This window comes from Pseudofrankia asymbiotica, from assembly GCF_001983105.1.
Classification (GTDB): domain Bacteria; phylum Actinomycetota; class Actinomycetes; order Frankiales; family Frankiaceae; genus Pseudofrankia; species Pseudofrankia asymbiotica.
In genome coordinates this window covers 71178-89635 of sequence record NZ_MOMC01000008.1, presented here as the reverse complement: position 1 = coordinate 89635, position 18458 = coordinate 71178, and the positions used below count along the sequence as shown (strand labels likewise).

The 18458-nt window shown below is 72.9% G+C and carries 14 protein-coding genes; 4 read left to right on the top strand and 10 right to left on the bottom strand.

The genetic code is table 11. The annotated features are described in order from the left end of the window. Window positions 1-106 precede the first annotated feature (106 nt). Both pafA and BL253_RS03330 read right to left on the bottom strand, forming a co-directional pair. Window positions 107-1465, bottom strand: coding sequence for a Pup--protein ligase (gene pafA, locus BL253_RS03335; RefSeq protein WP_076813468.1), 1359 nt, complete (start codon window positions 1463-1465; stop codon window positions 107-109). Between the two features lie 344 nt (window positions 1466-1809). Beyond that, window positions 1810-3291: an ABC transporter permease gene (locus BL253_RS03330; protein WP_198946140.1), complete on the bottom strand. Its 1482-nt coding sequence runs from the start codon at window positions 3289-3291 to the stop codon at window positions 1810-1812. 272 nt (window positions 3292-3563) lie between these two features. Between BL253_RS03330 and BL253_RS03325 the strand changes: the two genes are divergently transcribed. Then, window positions 3564-4298 carry a dienelactone hydrolase family protein gene (locus BL253_RS03325; protein ID WP_076813466.1) on the top strand — a complete coding sequence of 245 codons (735 nt, stop codon included), beginning with the start codon at window positions 3564-3566 and terminating at the stop codon, window positions 4296-4298. Between the two features lie 91 nt (window positions 4299-4389). On the opposite strand, the gene prcA is transcribed toward BL253_RS03325, so the two are convergent. The 6 genes from prcA to arc form a co-directional block, all read right to left on the bottom strand. After that, window positions 4390-5130: a proteasome subunit alpha gene (prcA, locus tag BL253_RS03320; protein WP_076813465.1), complete on the bottom strand. Its 741-nt coding sequence runs from the start codon at window positions 5128-5130 to the stop codon at window positions 4390-4392. A 1-nt stretch (window position 5131) separates the two neighbouring features. After that, window positions 5132-5959, bottom strand: a complete 828-nt coding sequence (prcB, locus tag BL253_RS03315; RefSeq protein WP_198946139.1) for a proteasome subunit beta — start codon at window positions 5957-5959, stop codon at window positions 5132-5134. After that, window positions 5935-6972: an endonuclease VII domain-containing protein gene (locus tag BL253_RS44645; RefSeq protein ID WP_274535177.1), complete on the bottom strand. Its 1038-nt coding sequence runs from the start codon at window positions 6970-6972 to the stop codon at window positions 5935-5937. Before BL253_RS44645 ends, prcB begins: the two co-directional genes overlap by 25 nt. A 94-nt stretch (window positions 6973-7066) precedes the next feature. Continuing rightward, window positions 7067-7285 carry a ubiquitin-like protein Pup gene (locus BL253_RS03305; protein ID WP_076813460.1) on the bottom strand — a complete coding sequence of 73 codons (219 nt, stop codon included), beginning with the start codon at window positions 7283-7285 and terminating at the stop codon, window positions 7067-7069. 532 nt (window positions 7286-7817) lie between these two features. Continuing rightward, complete coding sequence (gene dop, locus BL253_RS03300; protein WP_338013683.1) at window positions 7818-9335, bottom strand: depupylase/deamidase Dop; 1518 nt, start codon at window positions 9333-9335, stop codon at window positions 7818-7820. Between the two features lie 147 nt (window positions 9336-9482). Beyond that, window positions 9483-11291, bottom strand: a complete 1809-nt coding sequence (gene arc / locus BL253_RS03295; RefSeq protein WP_076813457.1) for a proteasome ATPase — start codon at window positions 11289-11291, stop codon at window positions 9483-9485. A gap of 120 nt (window positions 11292-11411) precedes the next feature. Here arc and BL253_RS03290 point away from each other — a divergent pair, with 120 nt between their 5' ends. Next, the gene (locus BL253_RS03290) at window positions 11412-11732 is read left to right on the top strand and encodes a ferredoxin (RefSeq protein WP_076813455.1); all 321 of its coding nucleotides are present in this window, start codon (window positions 11412-11414) and stop codon (window positions 11730-11732) included. An 802-nt stretch (window positions 11733-12534) separates the two neighbouring features. Here BL253_RS03290 and BL253_RS03285 read toward each other — a convergent pair. Beyond that, window positions 12535-13479: a tRNA (adenine-N1)-methyltransferase gene (locus tag BL253_RS03285; protein WP_076813731.1), complete on the bottom strand. Its 945-nt coding sequence runs from the start codon at window positions 13477-13479 to the stop codon at window positions 12535-12537. Window positions 13480-13686: 207 nt separating this feature from the next. After that, window positions 13687-14928: a site-2 protease family protein gene (locus tag BL253_RS03280; RefSeq protein ID WP_076813454.1), complete on the bottom strand. Its 1242-nt coding sequence runs from the start codon at window positions 14926-14928 to the stop codon at window positions 13687-13689. Between the two features lie 278 nt (window positions 14929-15206). On the opposite strand from BL253_RS03280, the gene BL253_RS03275 reads away from it, so the two are divergent. Then, on the top strand, window positions 15207-16160 hold the full coding sequence (locus tag BL253_RS03275) for a RecB family exonuclease (RefSeq protein WP_076813729.1): 954 nt from the start codon (window positions 15207-15209) through the stop codon (window positions 16158-16160). A gap of 458 nt (window positions 16161-16618) precedes the next feature. After that, on the top strand, window positions 16619-18457 hold the full coding sequence (locus tag BL253_RS43395; RefSeq protein WP_241834481.1) for an ABC transporter ATP-binding protein: 1839 nt from the start codon (window positions 16619-16621) through the stop codon (window positions 18455-18457). Window position 18458 lies beyond the last annotated feature (1 nt).

The window sequence follows — 18458 nt, the reverse complement described above, 5'->3', positions numbered from 1 at the left end:
GGGCCGTCCGTCGGCCCACGCCCGAACTCGGCCGTACCACGCCGTGCGTCGCGACCGCGCTATGGACGAAAGGCGTGCGAGGACTTCGGCCTCGGCACGCCTTTCGTCACATGCTCGCGATCAGTTTGTCGACGCGGTCGTCGACGGAGCGGAACGGGTCCTTGCACAGGACCGTGCGCTGGGCCTGGTCGTTGAGCTTGAGGTGGACCCAGTCGACGGTGAAGTCGCGGCGCTTCTCCTGCGCCCGCTTGATGAACTCGCCGCGCAGCCGCGCCCGGGTGGTCTGCGGCGGCTTCGACTTCGCCTCGAAGATGTCCAGGTCACGGGTGACCCGCTCGACGAGGCCCGCCTTCTCCATCCGGTAGTACAGCCCGCGGTCGCGGTGGATGTCGTGGTACTTCAGGTCGAGCTCGGCGACCCGCGGCGAGGCCAGCGACACGTCGTGACGGGCACGGAAACGATCGATGAGCACGTACTTCGTCACCCAGTCGATCTCGCGGGCGACCAGCTCCAGGTCCTCGGTCTCGATCGCCAGCAGGGTGCGGCCCCACAGGTCGAGCACCCGCTTCGCGACCGCGTCGCCGCCACGGCGGTCGACGAACTCCACCGCCTTGGCGTAGTACTCCCGCTGGATGTCGAGCGCGCTGACCTCCCGCCCGTTCGCCAGCCGGATCTTGCGCTGGCAGGTCATGTCGTGGCTGACCTCGCGGATGGCCCGGATCGGGTTCTCCAGCGTCATGTCGCGCAGCACGACGCCCGCCTCGACCATGCGCAGCACCAGGTCCGTCGCGCCGACCTTGAGCAGCATCGTCGTCTCGGACATGTTCGAGTCGCCGACGATGACGTGCAGCCGGCGGAAGCGCTCCGCGTCCGCGTGCGGCTCGTCGCGGGTGTTGATGATCGGGCGCGACCTGGTCGTCGCGCTCGACACCGACTCCCAGATGTGCTCGGCCCGCTGGGAGATGCAGTACACCGCGCCGCGCGGCGTCTGCAGCACCTTGCCGGCCCCGCAGAGAATCTGCCGGCTCACGAGGAACGGGACCAGCACGTCGGCGAGCCGGGAGAACTCGCCGTGCCGGCCGACCAGATAGTTCTCGTGGCAGCCGTAGCTGTTGCCCGCCGAGTCCGTGTTGTTCTTGAACAGGTGGATGTCGCCGGCGATGCCCTCCTCGCGCAGCCGCCGCTCGGCCTCCACCAGCAGGCCCTCCAGGATGCGCTCCCCGGCCTTGTCGTGGGTGACGAGGTCGGGCACGGAGTCGCATTCCGGCGTCGCGTACTCGGGATGGCTGCCCACGTCCAGGTAGAGACGCGCCCCGTTCTTCAGGAAGACGTTGCTGCTGCGGCCCCAGGACACGACCCGCCGGAACAGGTACCGGGCCACCTCGTCCGGGCTCAGCCGCCGCTGGCCCCGGAACACGCAGGTGACGCCGTACTCGTTCTCCAGGCCGAAGATGCGGCGATCCACACCTGGACCCTATGCGCGTCGCCGTCTCCGCGCGGCCGGAAGCACGCGCCGGCTCCCGGAATTCGCCACGCCGGGCCGGCCCGCGTCACGAACCGTCAGAAAACTCGCCATTTCGGCTACGCCCGGCGACCTGCGCGCCCATTCCTCGCGACGGCTACCCGCGCGCACGGCCGACCGGCCCGCCGAAGGCTCACGGCAGGCTCCGAGCCGCCTGGCGTTGTCCTCCCGGGCAAGCGGGGCGGGCCGTCAACCCAGGGCCACGCCGGCCACGGCTGGCCGGCGTGCGGCCGCCGAGCGAGCCGCCGTGCTGCGGTGCGGGCCGGGCGGCGCTGCCGTGCGGCCCTTCAGCGGGCCGGTGGGCCGGCCGGTGGCATCGTCCGGGCCGAGCTCTCCGCCCCGGCCCACGCGCCCGCCGACGGCGCGGGCACGACCGGCGCCGGCGCCGAGGCGGGAACCGGCACGGGGATGCCGGGGAAGCCCACCGCCTCGTCGTCGTCCTCGTCCCGCGTCTCGGCGCGCCGGGCGCCACCGAGCCAGCCCCGCGTGTCGCCGACCATGACCAGGGCGACCCCGAGCGCCGCCCACACCGTCAGCACCGCCGCCGGGTCCCCGCCGCCGGCGCCCCGGAAGTAGGCCGCCGACCGCAGCAGCGTCACGCCGGCGCCCGGCGGGGTCAGCTGCCCGAGGCCGCCCCACGGGGCCGGCATCATCTCCGGCGCCGACGACCAGGCCGACAGCGCGGCCGCGACCACGAACAGCACGAACCCGCCGGTGAGCCCCGCCGTCCCCGCCCTGGCGCCCAGCCCCAGCACCGTGCCGGCCACCGCGAGCGACAGCAGCGTCAGCACCCCGGCCGCCGCCAGGTACGAGCCGGGCAGCACGTCTAGCCCATAGCGCAGCGCCGCGGCCCCGGACGCCCCCGTCGCCACGGCGAGGGCGACGAGCCCCGCGAGCCTCGCGCCGCGGCGCGAGGTCGACCGCGCGAGCAGCACCCCGCCGGCGGCGACCACCAGGACCAGCGGCAGGTAGCCGGCCGACAGCCCGCCGCCGACGTGGTCGGCCGGCGCGTTCGGCACCACGTCCACCACCGGGATCTCGGCGTTCGGCGCGACCTGGGTGATGCCGTGCTGCATCGCCTCCGACACGGCCGGGCTCGCGGCCGACGCGACGTGCAGCGACAGCCCGCTCGGCCCGATCACGAACGCGGCATAGGCCTCGCGGGCGCGCAGCGCCGCGTCGGCGGCGTCGCCGTCGGCGACCACCCGGACCCGCAGCGCCCCCGGCTCCGTGTCCGACAGCTGCTCGGCGAGCGCCTTCGCCGCCTCGGCCGGGCCGGCCGCCAGCACCGGCAGGGAGCGCGGGCGCAGGCTGGTGACGGTCCACCCATAAAGGCTGGTCAGCACACCTACCAGCACGGCCATGCCGACGACGAGCACGACGAGCCGGCGCGCCTGCCGCCCGGGGCCGTCCGTGGCCCGTGCCGCTGGGCCCGCCCCGTCCGCCCCGTCCGCCCGGTGCGGGCCATATGGTCCCGCGTGCGGCCCGGCCGCGTAGGGGCCTGCCCCCGGCTGCCCCAGCTGGCCCGGTGCGTACGGCTCCGGCACGGCCCACGCCGGCTCCGCGCGCGGACCGCGGGGGCCCGTGCCCCGGCCGCGGACGCCCCCCGGTCCCGTCGTCCTGCCGGGCGCGCGGTGGCGCGGACCGCCGCGGCCACCATCCGGGCCGGGCACCGAGCCCCGCTCGCCGCCCCCGCCGGGGTCGTTCCCCTCGCCCGTCAGCACCCGGCCCCTCCCGCCCGCGGCATGCCCGTCCTGCCAGGCACCCACCACCATCACCGTCCGCTACCGTCCGCGCCGATCCTGTGGCAGCGGGCCGGCGTGCGCACGCGCCTCGCGGCGTGTCGCCGCGAACCGGCGGCAGAGTCCCGGCAGAGGGCCGGATAACGGATCCGACGCCCGCCGCCGACGCCGCGGGGCAACGCCGACATCCCGCCGGACGACCTCGCCCGGCTCCGTGCGCCGCTCGCGCAGGCGCAGGCGCAGGCCCCGCTCGGCCGCCCGGGCCGCCATCGGCGCCCCGAAGCGGGGACGATAGGGCCATGTCCCCTGCCCACGACACGCCTACCGAGGTCACGACCCCCGGCGGCGCGCCGCTGACCGTCCGCGCCCCCGCCGGGACGCCGCGCGGCGGCGTCGTCGTCGTCCACGACGCCCGCGGCATCACCCCGTACCTGCGCTCCGTCTGCGAGCGGCTCGCCGCCGCCGGCTGGCTCGCCGCGGCGCCGCACCTCTACCACCGCCAGGGGATCGCCGAGACCCCCGCGGTGGGCGGCTGGCCGACCGCGGCCACCGACATGCTCGCGTTCACCGGCCCGGAGATCGCCGCCGACGTCGACGCCGCCCTCGCCTACCTGGGCACCGCCGGCGTCGGCGAGGCCAACCGCGCGATCATCGGCTTCTGCATGGGCGGCACCGTCGCGCTCGCCGCCTCCACCCGGGCACCGCTGGCCGCCGCGGTCTCGTTCTACGGCGGCGCCGTCAGCACGCCCTACTGGGACGGTGTCGCGCCGCTCGTCGAGCTCGCCCCGGCGCTGCGGAGCCCGTGGCTCGGCCTCTACGGGGAGGAGGACGCGCTGATCACCCTGGCGGAGATCAACGCGCTGCGGGACGCGGCGGCCAAGGCGCCGGTCCCCACCGAGCTGGTCTCCTACCCCGGAGCCGGCCACGCCTTCCACAGCGACGACCGAGCCGCCATCTACCGGCCCGAGGCCGCCGCCGACGCCTGGTCCCGCGCCCTCGCGTTCCTGGACGAGCACGCGACCAAGGCGGCATAGCCGGGCGACGGCGCCGCAGGCACCAAAAAGAGATCCCCGCCGGTCCGCGTCCGCGGACCGGCGGGGATCTCCCGTGCCATGACCTCTTCCGTCAGTCCGCCGCGGCGGCCGTCTCCGCGAGCAGGCCCTCGAGCTGGGCGCCGATGATGCGCTTGAACTGGCGGCGCGCCCGGGTGCGGTCGAGCACCGCCACCTCCAGGTTGGCCGACGTGAGCACCCGCTCGCCGTTGGCCGCCGCCGCGCCGGGACCGGGCTGGACGCCGGCGGTGAGCGCCGTCACCGCGACCCGCAGCGCCGCCGCCAGCGGCTCACCGGCGGTGTGGTGCTCGCGCAGCGACGTGTTCACCTGCTCGGACTGGCCGCCGATCGCCACGAAGCCCCGCTCGTCGGCGATCGAGCCGTCATAGGTCAGCCGGTAGATCTGGTCAGACTCCGGCGTCTGCCCGACCTCCGCGACGACGATCTCCACCTCGTACGGCTTGACCGACTCCGTGAAGATCGCGCCGAGGGTCTGCGCGTAGGCGTTCGCCAGCGCCCGGCCGGTCACGTCCCGCCGGTCGTAGGTGTAGCCCTTCATGTCGGTCAGCCGGATGCCGGCCGTCCGCAGGTTCTCGAACTCGTTGTACTTGCCGACCGCGGCGAACGCGATCCGGTCGTACACCTCACTGATCTTGTGCAGCGTCGCGGACGGGTTCTCGGCCACGAACAGGATGCCGTCCGCATAGGTGACGATCACGACGCTGCGGCCCCGGGCGATGCCCTTGCGGGCGTACTCGGACTTGTCCCGGACCCACTGCTCCGGGCTTGCGTAGCCGCCGAACGGCATGGTCACGTCATCCTCCAGGGTTCGTCATGCGGTCGGCGACGAGGGCGTCCACCACGGCACCCACCTCGTCGTCGGCGTACCGCCGGAACCCGTCGGCCGTGACGGTCGCGACCACCGGGAAGATCCGCCGGGCCATGTCCGGCCCACCGGTCGCCGAGTCGTCGTCCGCCGCATCGTAGAGCGCCTCCAGACTGATCCGGACGGCGCGCTCCTCCGACAGGTCATCCTTGTAGAGCTTCTTCAGCGCGCCCCGGGCGAACAACGAGCCGGAGCCGATCGAGTGGAAGCCCTTCTCCTCGGAGCGGGCCGCCGCGATGTCGTACGAGAAGATCCGCCCGGCGCCGCTGTCGAGGTCGTAGCCGGCGAACAGCGGGACCACCGCCAGGCCCTGCAGGGCCATCGGCAGGTTGCCCTTCACCATGAAGCCGAGCCGGTTCGCCTTCGCGTCCAGGCTGAGGACCGCGCCCTCGATCTTCTCGTAGTGCTCCAGCTCGACCTGGAACAGCTTGATCAGGTCCGCGCCGACGCCAGCGGTGCCGGCGTAGCCGACCGCCGAGTACTCGTCCGCGTGGAACACCTTCTCCACGTCCCTGGTCGCGATCAGGTTCCCCTGGGTCGCCCGGCGGTCACCGGCCATGATCACGCCACCGGGGAAGGTCACCGCCACGATCGTCGTCCCGTGYGCGACCTCGATCGCCGGCCCCGGCAGCTGTTGCCGGTTACCGGGCAGCAGGTCGGGCGACGCGAGCGACAGGAACTCGGTGAACGACGACGTTCCCGGCATCATGAACACGGACGGTAGACGCCCAGCTACACCACTAGTTGGATCCGGCACGCATCCCCCTTCAAGTAGTTCGCCGCCAGCAGCAGGCGGTTCGGGTCGTCCCCGAAGTTGCCCATCCCGGTGTTGCAGGTGAAGCACAAGATGCCACGGATCCTGCCAGTCGCGTGGTCGTGGTCCACGTGTTCCGGCGGACCAACCCGGCAGACGGCACACAACCCGCCGCGGGAGGCGACCAGCGCGTCAGCCTGTGCCTCCGTCAGACCGAACCGTCGCCGGATGCGGACACCCACGACATCGCCGTACCACGCCGCAGGTCCACCGTGCCAGCGCGCCCTGAGGCATTCGGCGCAGACCGGCTGGAGACCGTCTCCACCGACGGAACGCTCCGCTCGGCGGGCAGCGAAGTCCGCTACCCGTCTTCGCTTTCCGCAGCATCCGCAGACCCGGACTCCCGGATCCTCCAACGCTGGCGAGATGCGGTGCCGCCATCGTCGGAGGTAGCACGACGCGAGCCGCAGACGACGCTCGTAGTCGTCGAACGTGCCGAGCCCGACGTTGCAGGTGAAACACAGAACGCCGCGGACCCAGCCGGCGCGGTGGTCGTGATCCACGTGCACGGCCGGTCGCTCCCGACAGATCGCGCACAGCCCGTCCTGCTCCGCGACCCTCGCCGCGACGTCCTGCTCTGTCATGCGGTACCGCCTCCGAAGCGCGCGGCCCCGCGTGCTGCCGTGCAGCCGTCGGTCACTCGCATACGACCGGGCGTTGTTACACGGCCGGCAGTAGGTGTGCAGGCCATCCGCCGCGTTCTTCTTCGCGGCGAACTCCGAGGCGGGCTTGCGCTCACCGCAGTCCGGACAGATACGGAACCCATCCGACGCAAGAGGACGAGTCCGGCCGAGATGCGTGAGGTCACCCGCCTTCCGCCTGTAGTACCGCTCCCGACCACGCCGACGGAAACACTCGATGCAGTAGCCATGTCGGCCATCTCTGGCCTTCGGGTCACGATGAAACTGATCAACAGGTTTCTCGACGCCACAGTCGCGACACGCTTTTTCGATCATGTCGCATATGTACACCGACCCCCGACCTGCGCAAACACGCGTATCCCGACCAGATCGCGTGCCGGCCGATCAGCTACATACAGTAGTGGATCAGTTACTCTCCGCCTTTTTGTACGTAGCCGCGGACAAACTCCTCGGCGTTTTCCTCGAGAACGTCGTCGATCTCGTCCAAGAGCGAGTCCACGTCTTCGGACAGCTTCTCGTGGCGCTCCTTGAGGTCTGAGGCGGAACGCTCCTCTACCTCGACCTCCTCGGTCTCGTCGTCGCGCCTGCTGCCGTGGGTCTGGCCCCCGCTGGTGTCCTTGCTCGGCATGACTGCCTCCTGTCGTCGCGGCCGGCGCCCGTGCGCCGCCCGTCCGTGCCGACGCCGCCGCCAGGCCCTGCTCTGGTCGATGTCCGGACCAAGCTGGCATCTGGCGAGCTGTCCGCGTCGGCGGTGCCGATGGCCAGTCATGTCGTCGACCAGCCCGGGCTTCGTCGCCTGCGATCACACTATCCCGGCCCACCGACCAGTTTCGGCGGATCGAGAGAGCACCACTTCATCACGAACGCCGGCCTCCGTCCGGCCCGTCCGCCCTCGGCGCAACCTGGACTACCCACCCTCGGCCGCCGCCATTCCGCCACGTCACGGTCCCGCCAGGGCATCGCGCGGCCCACCGCGGCGGCCACGGAGCGCGCAGGGGCAGCGCCGTCACCACCCTGTCATGGCACGGCCCAGCGCGCCCCACGGCGCTGTGGGCTCCTGACAACGGCCTACAGGGCGCCGGCGCTGGGCGTGGAAGACGCGAAGCCCCGGGCCGAGATGGCCCGGGGCTTCGCTCTTGGATCGGGTTGGAGCCGGGGGGTTACTTGCCGGAGAGGGCGTCGACGAGCTCGGCAGCGGTGCGGCAGCGCTCCAGCAGGGCGCCGACGTGGCTCTTGGTGCCGCGCAGCGGCTCCAGCGTCGGGACGCGCTGCAGGGAGTCGCGTCCGATGTCGAAGATGACCGAGTCCCAGCTGGCGGCGGCGACCTGCTGCGGGTACTGCGCGAGGCAGCGGCCGCGGAAGTAGGCCCTGGTGTCCACCGGCGGCTCGGTCATCGCCTCGACGACCTGCTCCTCGGTGACGAGCCGGTCCATCCGGCCGCGGGCGACGAGCCGGTTGTAGAGGCCCTTGTCGGGGCGGACGTCGTGGTACTGCAGGTCCACGAGCTGAAGCCGCGGGTCGTTCCAGGGCAGGTTGTCGCGGGTGCGGTAGCCCTCGGCGATGGCGAGCTTGGCCACCCAGTCGAGCTCGCGGGACAGCGTCATCGGGTCGTCCTCGAGCCGGGTGAGGACGGACTCCCAGCGGGCGAGGATGTCGACGGTCTGCGCGTCGGCGTCCGTGCCGTAGCGGTCCTCGACGTACTTGCGGGCCTGCTCGAGGTACTCCATCTGCAGCTGGACGGCGGTCATCTTCCGCCCGTCGCGCAGGGTGACCAGGTGGCGCAGGCCCGGGTCGTGGGAGACGGCCCGCAGCGCGGCGACCGGCCCGTCGACGGACAGGTCGACGGTGAGCCAGCCGTCCTCGATCATCGACAGGACGAGCGCGGTGGTGCCGACCTTGAGGTAGGTGGCGATCTCGCTCATGTTCGCGTCGCCGATGATGACGTGCAGCCGGCGGTACTTCTCCGGGTCGGCGTGCGGCTCGTCGCGGGTGTTGATGATGGGGCGCTTCAGGGTGGTCTCGAGCCCGACCTCGACCTCGAAGAAGTCGGCGCGCTGGCTGAGCTGGTAGCCGGCGGTGCGGCCGTCGACGCCGACGCCGACGCGGCCGGCGCCGCAGAAGACCTGGCGGGTGACGAAGAACGGGGTGAGGTTGCGGACGATCTCACCGAACGGGGTCGACCGGGCCATGAGGTAGTTCTCGTGGCAACCGTAGGAGACGCCCTTGTTGTCGGTGTTGTTCTTGTAGAGGTGCACCGGGGCGGTCCCGGGGATGTGCAGGGCCCGGCGCGCGGCCTCGGCCATGACCCGCTCGCCGGACTTGTCCCAGAGCACCACGTCGCGGGGGTTGGTGCACTCGGGGGCGGAGTACTCGGGATGGGCGTGGTCGACGTAGAACCGGGCGCCGTTGGTCAGGATGACGTTCGCGAGGCCCAGGTCGTCCTCGTTGGCGGGCGCGGACGGGTCGACGACGGGCTCGCGCGGCATCTCGAAGCCACGGGCGTCCCGCAGCGGGGACTCCTCCTCGAAGTCCCAGCGGGCCCGGCTGCCGCCGCTGGTCGTCCGGTTGGCATACGAGTTCACCACCAACGACGAGGCGAGCATCTGGTTGGTGTTGGGCTGACCAGGCACCGATACGCCGTACTCGGTCTCCACACCCATGATCCGGCGAACGCTCACTCTGCCAGCCTAGGCCGTCGGCGGYCGGTTGGTCGGCCAGACGGCGGCCCAGTTTTCTCGCTGTGCGACGGGGCTGCTCCTACCGCGGAACGCGCGAGGCCGGCCCGTCCCCGGTGGATGCGGGGGCGGACCGGCCTCGGGGTGCTTCTACAGGTACTGACCTGTGTTGGCGATGGTGTCGATGGAACGGCCGGCTTCGGTGCCCTTGGTGCCGGTCACCAGGGTGCGGATGTAGACGATCCGCTCGCCCTTCTTGCCGGAGATGCGTGCCCAGTCGTCCGGGTTGGTCGTGTTCGGGAGGTCCTCGTTCTCCTTGAACTCGTCCATGCAGGCCTGGAGCAGGTGCTGCATCCGGATGCCCTTGACGCCGCCCTCGATGAGCTCCTTGACCGCCATCTTCTTGGCGCGGGCCACGATGTTCTCGATCATGGCGCCGKAGTTGAAGTCCTTGAAGTACAGGACCTCCTTGTCGCCGTTGGCGTAGGTGACCTCGAGGAAGCGGTTGTCCTCGCTCTCGGAGTACATCCGCTCGACGGTCCGCTGGATCATCGCCTGGACGGTGGCCTCGGGGCTGCCGCCGTTCTCGGCCACGTCGTCCGGGTGCAGCGGCAGATCGGGCAGGACGTACTTGGCGAAGATGTCCTTGGCCGCCTCGGCGTCGGGCCGCTCGACCTTGATCTTCACGTCGAGCCGGCCGGGGCGCAGGATGGCCGGGTCGATCATGTCCTCACGGTTCGAGGCGCCGATGACGATCACGTTCTCCAGCAGCTCGACGCCGTCGATCTCGGCGAGCAGCTGCGGGACGATCGTGTTCTCGACGTCGGAGGACACGCCCGAGCCGCGGGTGCGGAAGATCGAGTCCATCTCGTCGAAGAACACGATGACCGGCATGCCCTCGGACGCCTTCTCACGCGCCCGCTGGAAGACCAGCCGGATCTGCCGCTCGGTCTCGCCGACGTACTTGTTGAGCAGCTCGGGGCCCTTGATGTTGAGGAAGAACGCCCGGCCGCTGCCGCCGCCGCTCTGCGCCTCGACCTTCTTGGCGAGCGAGTTGGCGACGGCCTTGGCGATGAGCGTCTTGCCGCAGCCTGGCGGGCCGTAGAGCAGCACGCCCTTCGGGGGCTTGAGCTTGTGCTCGACGAACAGCTCCTTGTACAGGAACGGCAGCTCGACCGCGTCGCGGATCGACTCGATCTGGCCCTTGAGGCCACCGATCTGCTCGTAGCCGATGTCGGGGACCTCCTCCAGGACGAGCTCCTCGACCTCGGACTTGGGGATCCGCTCGAAGGCGTAACCGCTGCGCGGCTCGATGAGCAGCGAGTCGCCCGCGCGCACCGGACCGTCGATCAGCGGCTGGGCCAACATGACCACCCGCTCCTCGTCGGTGTGCCCGATGACGAGCGCCCGGTCGCCGCTCTCGAGGATCTCCTTGAGCAGCACGATCTCGCCGTGCCGCTCCCAGGCCCGCACCTCGACGACGTTGAGAGCCTCGTTGAGCATGACCTCCTGGCCTGGGCGCAGCCCGTCGATGTCGACGTTCGGCGAGACCGTCACCCGGAGCTTTCGGCCCTGGGTGAACACGTCGACCGTGCCGTCGTCGTACGGGTTCAGGAAGATCCCGTAGCCGCTCGGCGGCTGCGCGAGCCGGTCGACCTCCTCCTTGAGCGTGACGATCTGGTCACGTGCCTCCCGGAGGGTGGCCACCAGCTTCTCGTTGTGTGCCGTGGCGCTCGCCAGGTCCGACTGGATCTCAGCGAGACGTTCCTCGAACACCCGGACCTGCCGGGGCGACTCTGACAGCCGCCGTCGCAACATGGCCACTTCCTCCTCGAGGAAGGCGACCTGCGTCGTGAGTTCGTGCACTTCCTTCTGGTATGCCGACGTTCGTGCCGCTTCGGCATCACCAGGACGACCCGTGCTCCCATCGGAACCAGAGCCCGAGCGGGGATCGGACACCGCGCCTCCACCTCCCCCGTGCTGACCGGGACGCACCCAACACTACCGTTGTGACCGCCGCTGACAGGCAAGGTCCGCAAGTACGACCAGGCTTTGCCGTAAACAGCGGGTTACGGTGCCATGGTGACAGACGATCGGAGCCGCGTGGCAACTCCTTCGAACTCGGGTGTCTCGGCCGGGCTTCGGGTGCGGATCGACCAGGGGGCGTGCACCGGTGACGGCTTGTGCGTCACCCGGGCACCATCCGTGTTCGAACACGACATCGATGGCCTCGCGTACGTCAAGAGCGACGAGGGCGAGCTGCTGACCCAGCCGGGCGCCCGAGTAGTGATTCCGCTCCCACTTATCGACGCGGTGGTCGACGCGGCCGACGAGTGCCCCGGCGACTGCATCTACGTGGAACGGCCCGACGGCACCCTGGAAGCCGGCCCGGGCTCCTGAGGCCCGCCTCCCGTGCCGCATGGGTCCCCACTCTGCCCGCCGGGTCCACGCCTCGCCAGCTGAGAGGGACTTGACCCGACCCGGGACCGGGCTCCCAAGTTTCGGGTCGGGGCGGAAGGTTGTCGCTGGTTCGCTCCGGACAAGCCTCGGGCCAGGGACGGAGTCGGACCGGGTCGGGCGGGAAGGTTGTTTCTGGTTCGCTCCCGCGTGGGCACGGGGTGGGAGTCGGACCGGGCCGGTCGAGAAGGTTGTTTCCGGTTCGCTCCGTCCGGGCGGCGCGCTACGGCCCCGTACTCGCTTCGCTCCCACGGGACCTCCGCGCGCCGTCCTCCTGCGCTCACGGGCGCTCCGGCGACCTCGCTGCGGCCCGGCCCCGTTCGCTTCGCTCCGGGGTCGGGCCTCCGCGAGGCGCGCCTCCGCGCCCAGCACGGTCATCGTGCGCTGGAGCGTTGCGGAATCCGGTATGAGGCTGGTGCCGTTGGGCACTTCGCTGCGCTCGTGCCGGGGATCACGGCCGGCCGGCGGCCGAACCCGAACTGGCGACGCTGCGGCGCAACGCCACCGGGCTGGCCCGGAGGCGCACCTCGCGGAGGCCCAGCTCACGAGCGAAGCGACGTGAGCTGGGCCGCAGCGAGGTCGCCGAAGGGCACGTGAGCGCAGGAGGACACGGCGCGGAGGTCCCTTGGGAGCGAAGCGAGTAAGGGGCCGTAGCGCCGTGCCCGCACGGAGCGAACCAGAAACAACCTTCCCGCCCGACCCGGTCCGACTCCGACCTGAACCACATCCCAACCGTGGCTGGGCGTCAGCCCTCCGCGGACTCCTGCGGAGGGGCCTCGGGGGTGGGGGCCTCGGCCTCGGCCAGGGCGCCCTTGGCGGGGCGGCGGCGGCGGGGCGGGGCGGTGACGCCGTCGGCCAGGCGGCGGGCGGTGACCAGGAAGCCGGTGTGGCCGATCATCCGGTGCTCGGGGCGCACCGCGAGCCCGTCGAGGTGCCAGTCGCGCAGCATGGTCTCGAACGCGGCCGGCTCGGCGAACGGGCCGTGCTCGCGCAGCGCCTCGACGGTCCGAGAGAGCTGCGTGGCGGTCGCGACGTAGGCGCACAGCACCCCGCCGGGCACCAGCGCCCGCGCCGCGGCGGGCAGCACCTCCCAGGGCGCGAGCATGTCGAGCACGACGCGGTCCATGTCGGTCTCGGCCGCGTCGGCCAGGTCGCCGATACGCAGCCGGTGGGCCGGGTGCGGCGCGCCGAAGAACGCCTCGATGTTGCGCTGGGCGATCGCCGCGAAGTCGGCGCGGCGCTCGTACGAGACGAGGAGGCCGGCGTCGCCCACGGCGCGCAGCAGCGAGCAGGACAGCGCGCCCGAGCCGACGCCGGCCTCGAGCACCCGCGCGCCGGGGAAGACGTCCGCGTAGCCGACGATCATCGCCGCGTCCTTGGGGTAGACGACGGCGGCGCCGCGGGGCATCGCGAGCACGAAGTCGGACAGCAGCGGCCGCAGCGCCAGGTACGGCGTGTTGCCGGTGCTGGTGACGACGATCCCCTCGGGGGCGCCGATGAGCGCGTCGTGCTCGAGAGCGCCGCGGTGGGTGTGGAACTGCTTGCCCGGTTCGAGCACGACGGTGTGCTTGCGGCCCTTGGGGTCGGTGAGCTGGACCCGGTCTCCCTTCGCGAACGGCCCGCGCCGGTGCGCCGCCTCACCCGTCGGGCGGGAGGCCGCCGCGAAGGCGCCCCCGGCCGGCCTGTCCACCTCGCCGTGGTCGTCCGCGCCGGCGACGGCACCGCTGGTCTCGCTCACGGGGAAATGTTCCCTTCCTGCCTGTGGTGACGGCCTGCCTGTGGTGGCGGCGTCCGCGCGCCCAGGACCGCTCGTCCCGGGACGTCCCGGCAGATTACCGGCTGCCGCCGACGGGCCGGGGCCCGCGGCGGGGCGCGCGGAACCAGGTGGAGAGGGTGCCTACCGGCCGACTGGTGGGCGCCCCGGCGTCCGTCCCACCATGCGCCGGGCGGCGTTCCGGTCCAGGCGCGCGACGAGGTCGACCATGACGAGCACGCCGACGGGCCGGCCGTTCTGGGTGACGAGGTACTCCGACGCGGGGTGGCGCTGGATGTGGTTGAGCAGCTCCTCGCCGGTGAGGTCCGCGTCGAGGATCATGCTCGGCTCGATGGTCCTGCTGACCTCGGAGATGCCGACCCAGGGGCGGCGATGCTCGGGCATCGCGTCCACCGACGCCCCGTTCATGATCATGATGGGGTTGCCCGTGGCGTCGACGACGGAGACGGCGGTGGCGCCGACCTGCTGGGCATGGCGCAGCGCCTCCGCGAGTGGCACCGACCCGTCCACCGGCAGCGTCTTGCGGATCAGCCGGCCGGCGCGCAGCTCGGGAAGCTTCTCGCGCAGGCCGGCGGCGCGCAGCGACTGGTAGGCGCCGAAGCCGACGAAGCCGACGAGAGCCAGGGAGTAGAAGCGGTAGAGGCCATTACCTGGGCCGAGGGTCAACGAGCCGATCGGGTAACCGTCTTCTGGGGCGTACACTATCGCGATCGCGAGAGCCCCGGCGACACCAAGACCGCCGTAGGCGCCGCCGCGCAGGCCGTGCAGCCGGTCGCCGGTGATCCTCCAGACCGCGGCGACGACCACCCCGCCGCCGTCGAGCGGCAGGCCAGGCAACAGGTTGAACCCGAACAGCAACAGGTTCGTAACGCCCAGGTCGAGCAGCACCACACCGGTCGAGCTGTCCGAGGAGACCCCCAGCAGGCCGAGATAGCACAGCCCGGCGAGCACGCCGTTGACGAACGGCCCCGAGAAGGAGAGCAGGAACTGCCGCCCGGCCGTCTGCGGCTCCTTCTCGTGCTGGGTGAAGCCGGCGAAACCGTGCACGGTGACCGAGCGGGCACGCAGTTTGAACTGCTCGGCGACCACCGCGTGGCCGATCTCGTGCAGCAGGATGGAGACGAGGAAGCCGACGGCGGTGATGACGGCCAGCAGCAGGATGAGGGCGTCGCTGGGGTCGACGAGCCGGGACCGCTGCCTGTCGGCGTAGATCGTGGCGACGAGGACCGCGAAGACGACCGCCAGCGGCGACACGTAGATCGGGACGCCGCGGACCCGCCCGATCCGGAACCCCGGCGGGCGTTGCGCGGGCGGAGTGCTGGATGCCTGCGCGTTCGGGCCCGTTGCGTTGGGCTGGTCGGCCATGTCACCGATGCTACGGCCGCCTCTCTGGCGATCCGCCCGATCAGCCTTCGTCTATTGCCTGTAGCGCCCGGTTTCTTATCGGAATCTCATTCGGCGGCGCTGGCCACGCCAGCTGTCGGAGAGCCCCGCCGTCGTCCGGCCGGTACCGGAAGGGTTTCGCGGACCACGTCGGCGGGCGTTTCCGTCTCCGGCCGAGCCGTTCCGGCGAAGGGGCCGTGCCGCTGGCTGGGAGGACCTCGGCGGCCCATCTGTCACAGGCGCGCCCTAGGGTGGCGACCATGAGCACCGCCGCTGACCCGACGGCCGATCCCGCGCCGGGCGATCCGAGGACCGCCGGCCCGGCGACGGCCGCGGCGGCTCCCGCCGCGGCCGTGCCGGGGCAGCGGCCCCAGATCATCGGGTCGCTGTCGCCGTCGCGGGCGGCGGACTTCGTCAGCTGCCCGCTGAAGTACCGCTTCCGGGTCGTCGACCGGCTGCCCGAGCCGCCGAGCCAGGCGGCGACGCGCGGGACGATGGTCCACACGGTCCTGGAGCGGCTGTTCGACCTGCCGCCGGCCGGGCGCACCCCGGCGGCCGCCGAGGAGCTGCTCCCGGGGGCATGGGCGGACCTGAGGGCGCGCGAGCCGGAGCTCGCGGCGATGTTCGCGGACGAGGACGAGCTCGCCGGGTGGCTGGCGTCCGCGCGCGAGCTGCTCGCCGGCTACTTCGCGCTGGAGGACCCGCGCCGGCTCGCGCCGGCCGCCCGGGAGCTGTACGTGGAGCACGTGCTGGACTCGGGGCTGCGGCTGCGCGGCTACGTCGACCGGCTCGACGAGGCGCGGACGGCGGACGGCCTCGCGCTGCGGGTCGTCGACTACAAGACGGGTCGGTCCCCCGGCCCCGCGTTCGAGAACACGGCGCTGTTCCAGATGCGCTTCTACGCGCTGCTGCTGTGGCGGACCCGCGGGGTGGTGCCGAGGGAGCTGCGGCTGTACTACCTGGGAGACCGGACGTGGCTGCGGGTCGTCCCGGACGCCGACGACCTGCTGGCGACCGAGCGGCGGGTGCAGGCGCTGTGGGCGGCGATCGCGCGGGCGCACCGTACCGGCGACTGGCGGGCGACGCCAAGCAAGCTGTGCGGCTGGTGCGACCACCAGTCCCGCTGCCCCGCGTTCGGCGGCACGCCTCCGCCGCTGCCCGAGGCGCAGCTGGCCGACGACACCGCCCCCGCCGTCTGCGAGGCGCAGGGGTAGCGGCCGGCGGGCGCGGGACGGCCCCGCGCGTCCTGGGCCGGACCGGGCGGGCGGCGCGGATCCGAGGGAATTCAGGCACGATGCGTAGGTGTGGCGCGTCTGCGATCAATCGTCTCGGGCCGCCGAGCCGGCCTCGCCGTGGCCGGCCCGGCGGGCGCTGGGCCGATGACGGTGGCGGGCCCCCGGCAGGGGGTGGGCGAACCGCGTGCGGCCGGTGCGCTGGCCAGCCGCCCGGCCACCGGCCCGACGACGACCGGTCAACCAAACGGGCGAGCCAGGCGTCCGACACCCTGGCGGCGCGGCGGCGCTTCCCGCCCGGCTGCCGGGCGGGTGGCCGGCCGAGGGCCTGGCCGGTTCGCCGAGGGGCATGACGGCCCGGTCGGCGGCCTCGCCGGGCGAGGCCGGCCGGCGCGGGCGACGCCGGCCACCGAACTCCAGGGCGCGCGAAAGGATGAGCGATGAGCCCAGTGCGCGGACGGGCCGCCGACACCGCGACGGGCCGTTCGGGTGGGCCGCGCATGGCCGCCCGGGCGGAGCGGGTGACGAAGGTCTACGGCGCGGGCGACACCGAGGTGTCCGCGCTGCGCGGCATCGACCTCGACTTCCCCCGCGGCCGGTTCACGGCGATCATGGGGCCGTCCGGATCGGGCAAGTCGACGCTGATGCACTGCCTGGCCGGCCTCGACACCGTCAGCGGCGGCCAGGTGTTCATCGGCGACGTCGAGCTCTCGCGCCTGTCGGACCGGCAGCTCACCCAGCTGCGCCGCGACCGGATCGGCTTCATCTTCCAGCAGTTCAACCTGCTGCCGACGCTGACCGCGGCGGAGAACATCACCCTGCCCCTCGACATCGCCGGGCGCCGGGCGGACAAGAAGTGGATGCAGCTGGTCGTCGACGCGGTGGGCCTGGCCCCGCGGCTGAACCACAAGCCGACCGAGCTGTCCGGCGGCCAGCAGCAGCGGGTCGCCTGCGCCCGGGCGCTGATCACCCGGCCGGACATCATCTTCGGCGACGAGCCGACCGGCAACCTGGACAGCGCGTCGGGCGCCGAGGTCCTGTCGTTCCTGCGGGACTCGGTGCGCGAGCTCGGGCAGACCGTGGTGATGGTCACCCACGACCCGAAGGCCGCCTCCTACGCCGACGAGGTGATCTTCCTCGCGGACGGCCGGATCGTGGACACGATGCTCGAGCCGACCGCGGACGCGGTGCTCGACCGGATGAAGAACCTGGACCAGCCGGGCCGCGGCCGCCCGTCCCGCCGGAACACCGGAGCGCCGCGCGCCGCCGGCCGCGACGGTGCTCCGGCCCGCCGCGACACCGGTGGCGGGCGTGACGGCGGCGCCCGCGCGGGCTGGGCCGACGGCGAGCGTCCGTCGGCGCGCCGCCGGCCCACGGTTCCGCCCCCGAGCGAGGGGCGGCGGGCTGCGACGGGCGCGAACGCCGCCCGCGTGCCCACCGGCCCCGGCCCCGCCTCGGGGCGGCGCGGAACAGGGACCGGAGCGGGTGCCGGGACCGGGGGGTACCCGGACCCGGGCTACCGGCGCGGCACCGGGCCCGCGCGGCCCGGCCCCGGCCCGGTCCGGCCCGACGCCGACGCCGACGCCGGGCGCGGCGGGCCGCCGCCGGGTCGCGGCGCCGACGGGTACCCGGTGGTCGAGGAGACCGACGAGCTCCCGCTGGCCAGGCACGGCACCGAGGGCTACCCGCCGTCGCGGCGGGCCCCGGGCGGCTACCCGCCCGCGGACCCGAACGGCGCCTACCCGGCCGGCGAGCCGAGCGGAGGCTATCCGCCGGCGCCCCCGGTCGGCGGCTACCCGGTCGGCGAGGACACCGCCGGCTACCCGATGCCCGGACCGCCCACGGGCGAGCAGCCGCCCTGGCGCGCCCCGTACCGCCGCGACACCGGCGCCCCCCGCGAACCGGGCCCGCCGGACCCGCGCCGCCGCTACGGCGAGGACGGCGACCCCCGCCCGGTCGACCCCTACGGGGACCCCGGCCCCTATCCCAACGGCTACGGCCCTCCGGCCGGGGGCTACCCGCCGGCCGGCGGGTATGGCCAGGCCGGCTTTGGCGAGGAGCCGAACGGTCCCTATCCGCAGGGCGGCTATCCACCCGACGACACCGGGTCGTACGGCGCGCCGGGCGGCTACGGCGCCCCCGAGGACGGCTACCAGCCGCGCCCCGCGCCCCGCCCGGATGACGTCCAGGACGACCAGGACGGCCGCGAGAGCTACGGGGTGGACCGTTACGACGGCCGCTACGAGACAGGCGGCTACGAGACGGGCCGGTGGACCTGAG

What these genes read in the sequence shown, in the direction of transcription:
- BL253_RS03325 (WP_076813466.1), top strand. Translation starts at nt 3,564, where the DNA reads ATGTCCCCTGCCCACGACACGCCTACCGAGGTCACGACCCCCGGCGGC.
- BL253_RS44645 (WP_274535177.1), bottom strand. Translation starts at nt 6,972, where the DNA reads ATGATCGAAAAAGCGTGTCGCGACTGTGGCGTCGAGAAACCTGTTGAT.
- BL253_RS03305 (WP_076813460.1), bottom strand. Translation starts at nt 7,285, where the DNA reads ATGCCGAGCAAGGACACCAGCGGGGGCCAGACCCACGGCAGCAGGCGC.
- BL253_RS03290 (WP_076813455.1), top strand. Translation starts at nt 11,412, where the DNA reads ATGGTGACAGACGATCGGAGCCGCGTGGCAACTCCTTCGAACTCGGGT.
- BL253_RS03280 (WP_076813454.1), bottom strand. Translation starts at nt 14,928, where the DNA reads ATGGCCGACCAGCCCAACGCAACGGGCCCGAACGCGCAGGCATCCAGC.
- BL253_RS03275 (WP_076813729.1), top strand. Translation starts at nt 15,207, where the DNA reads ATGAGCACCGCCGCTGACCCGACGGCCGATCCCGCGCCGGGCGATCCG.
- BL253_RS43395 (WP_241834481.1), top strand. Translation starts at nt 16,619, where the DNA reads ATGAGCCCAGTGCGCGGACGGGCCGCCGACACCGCGACGGGCCGTTCG.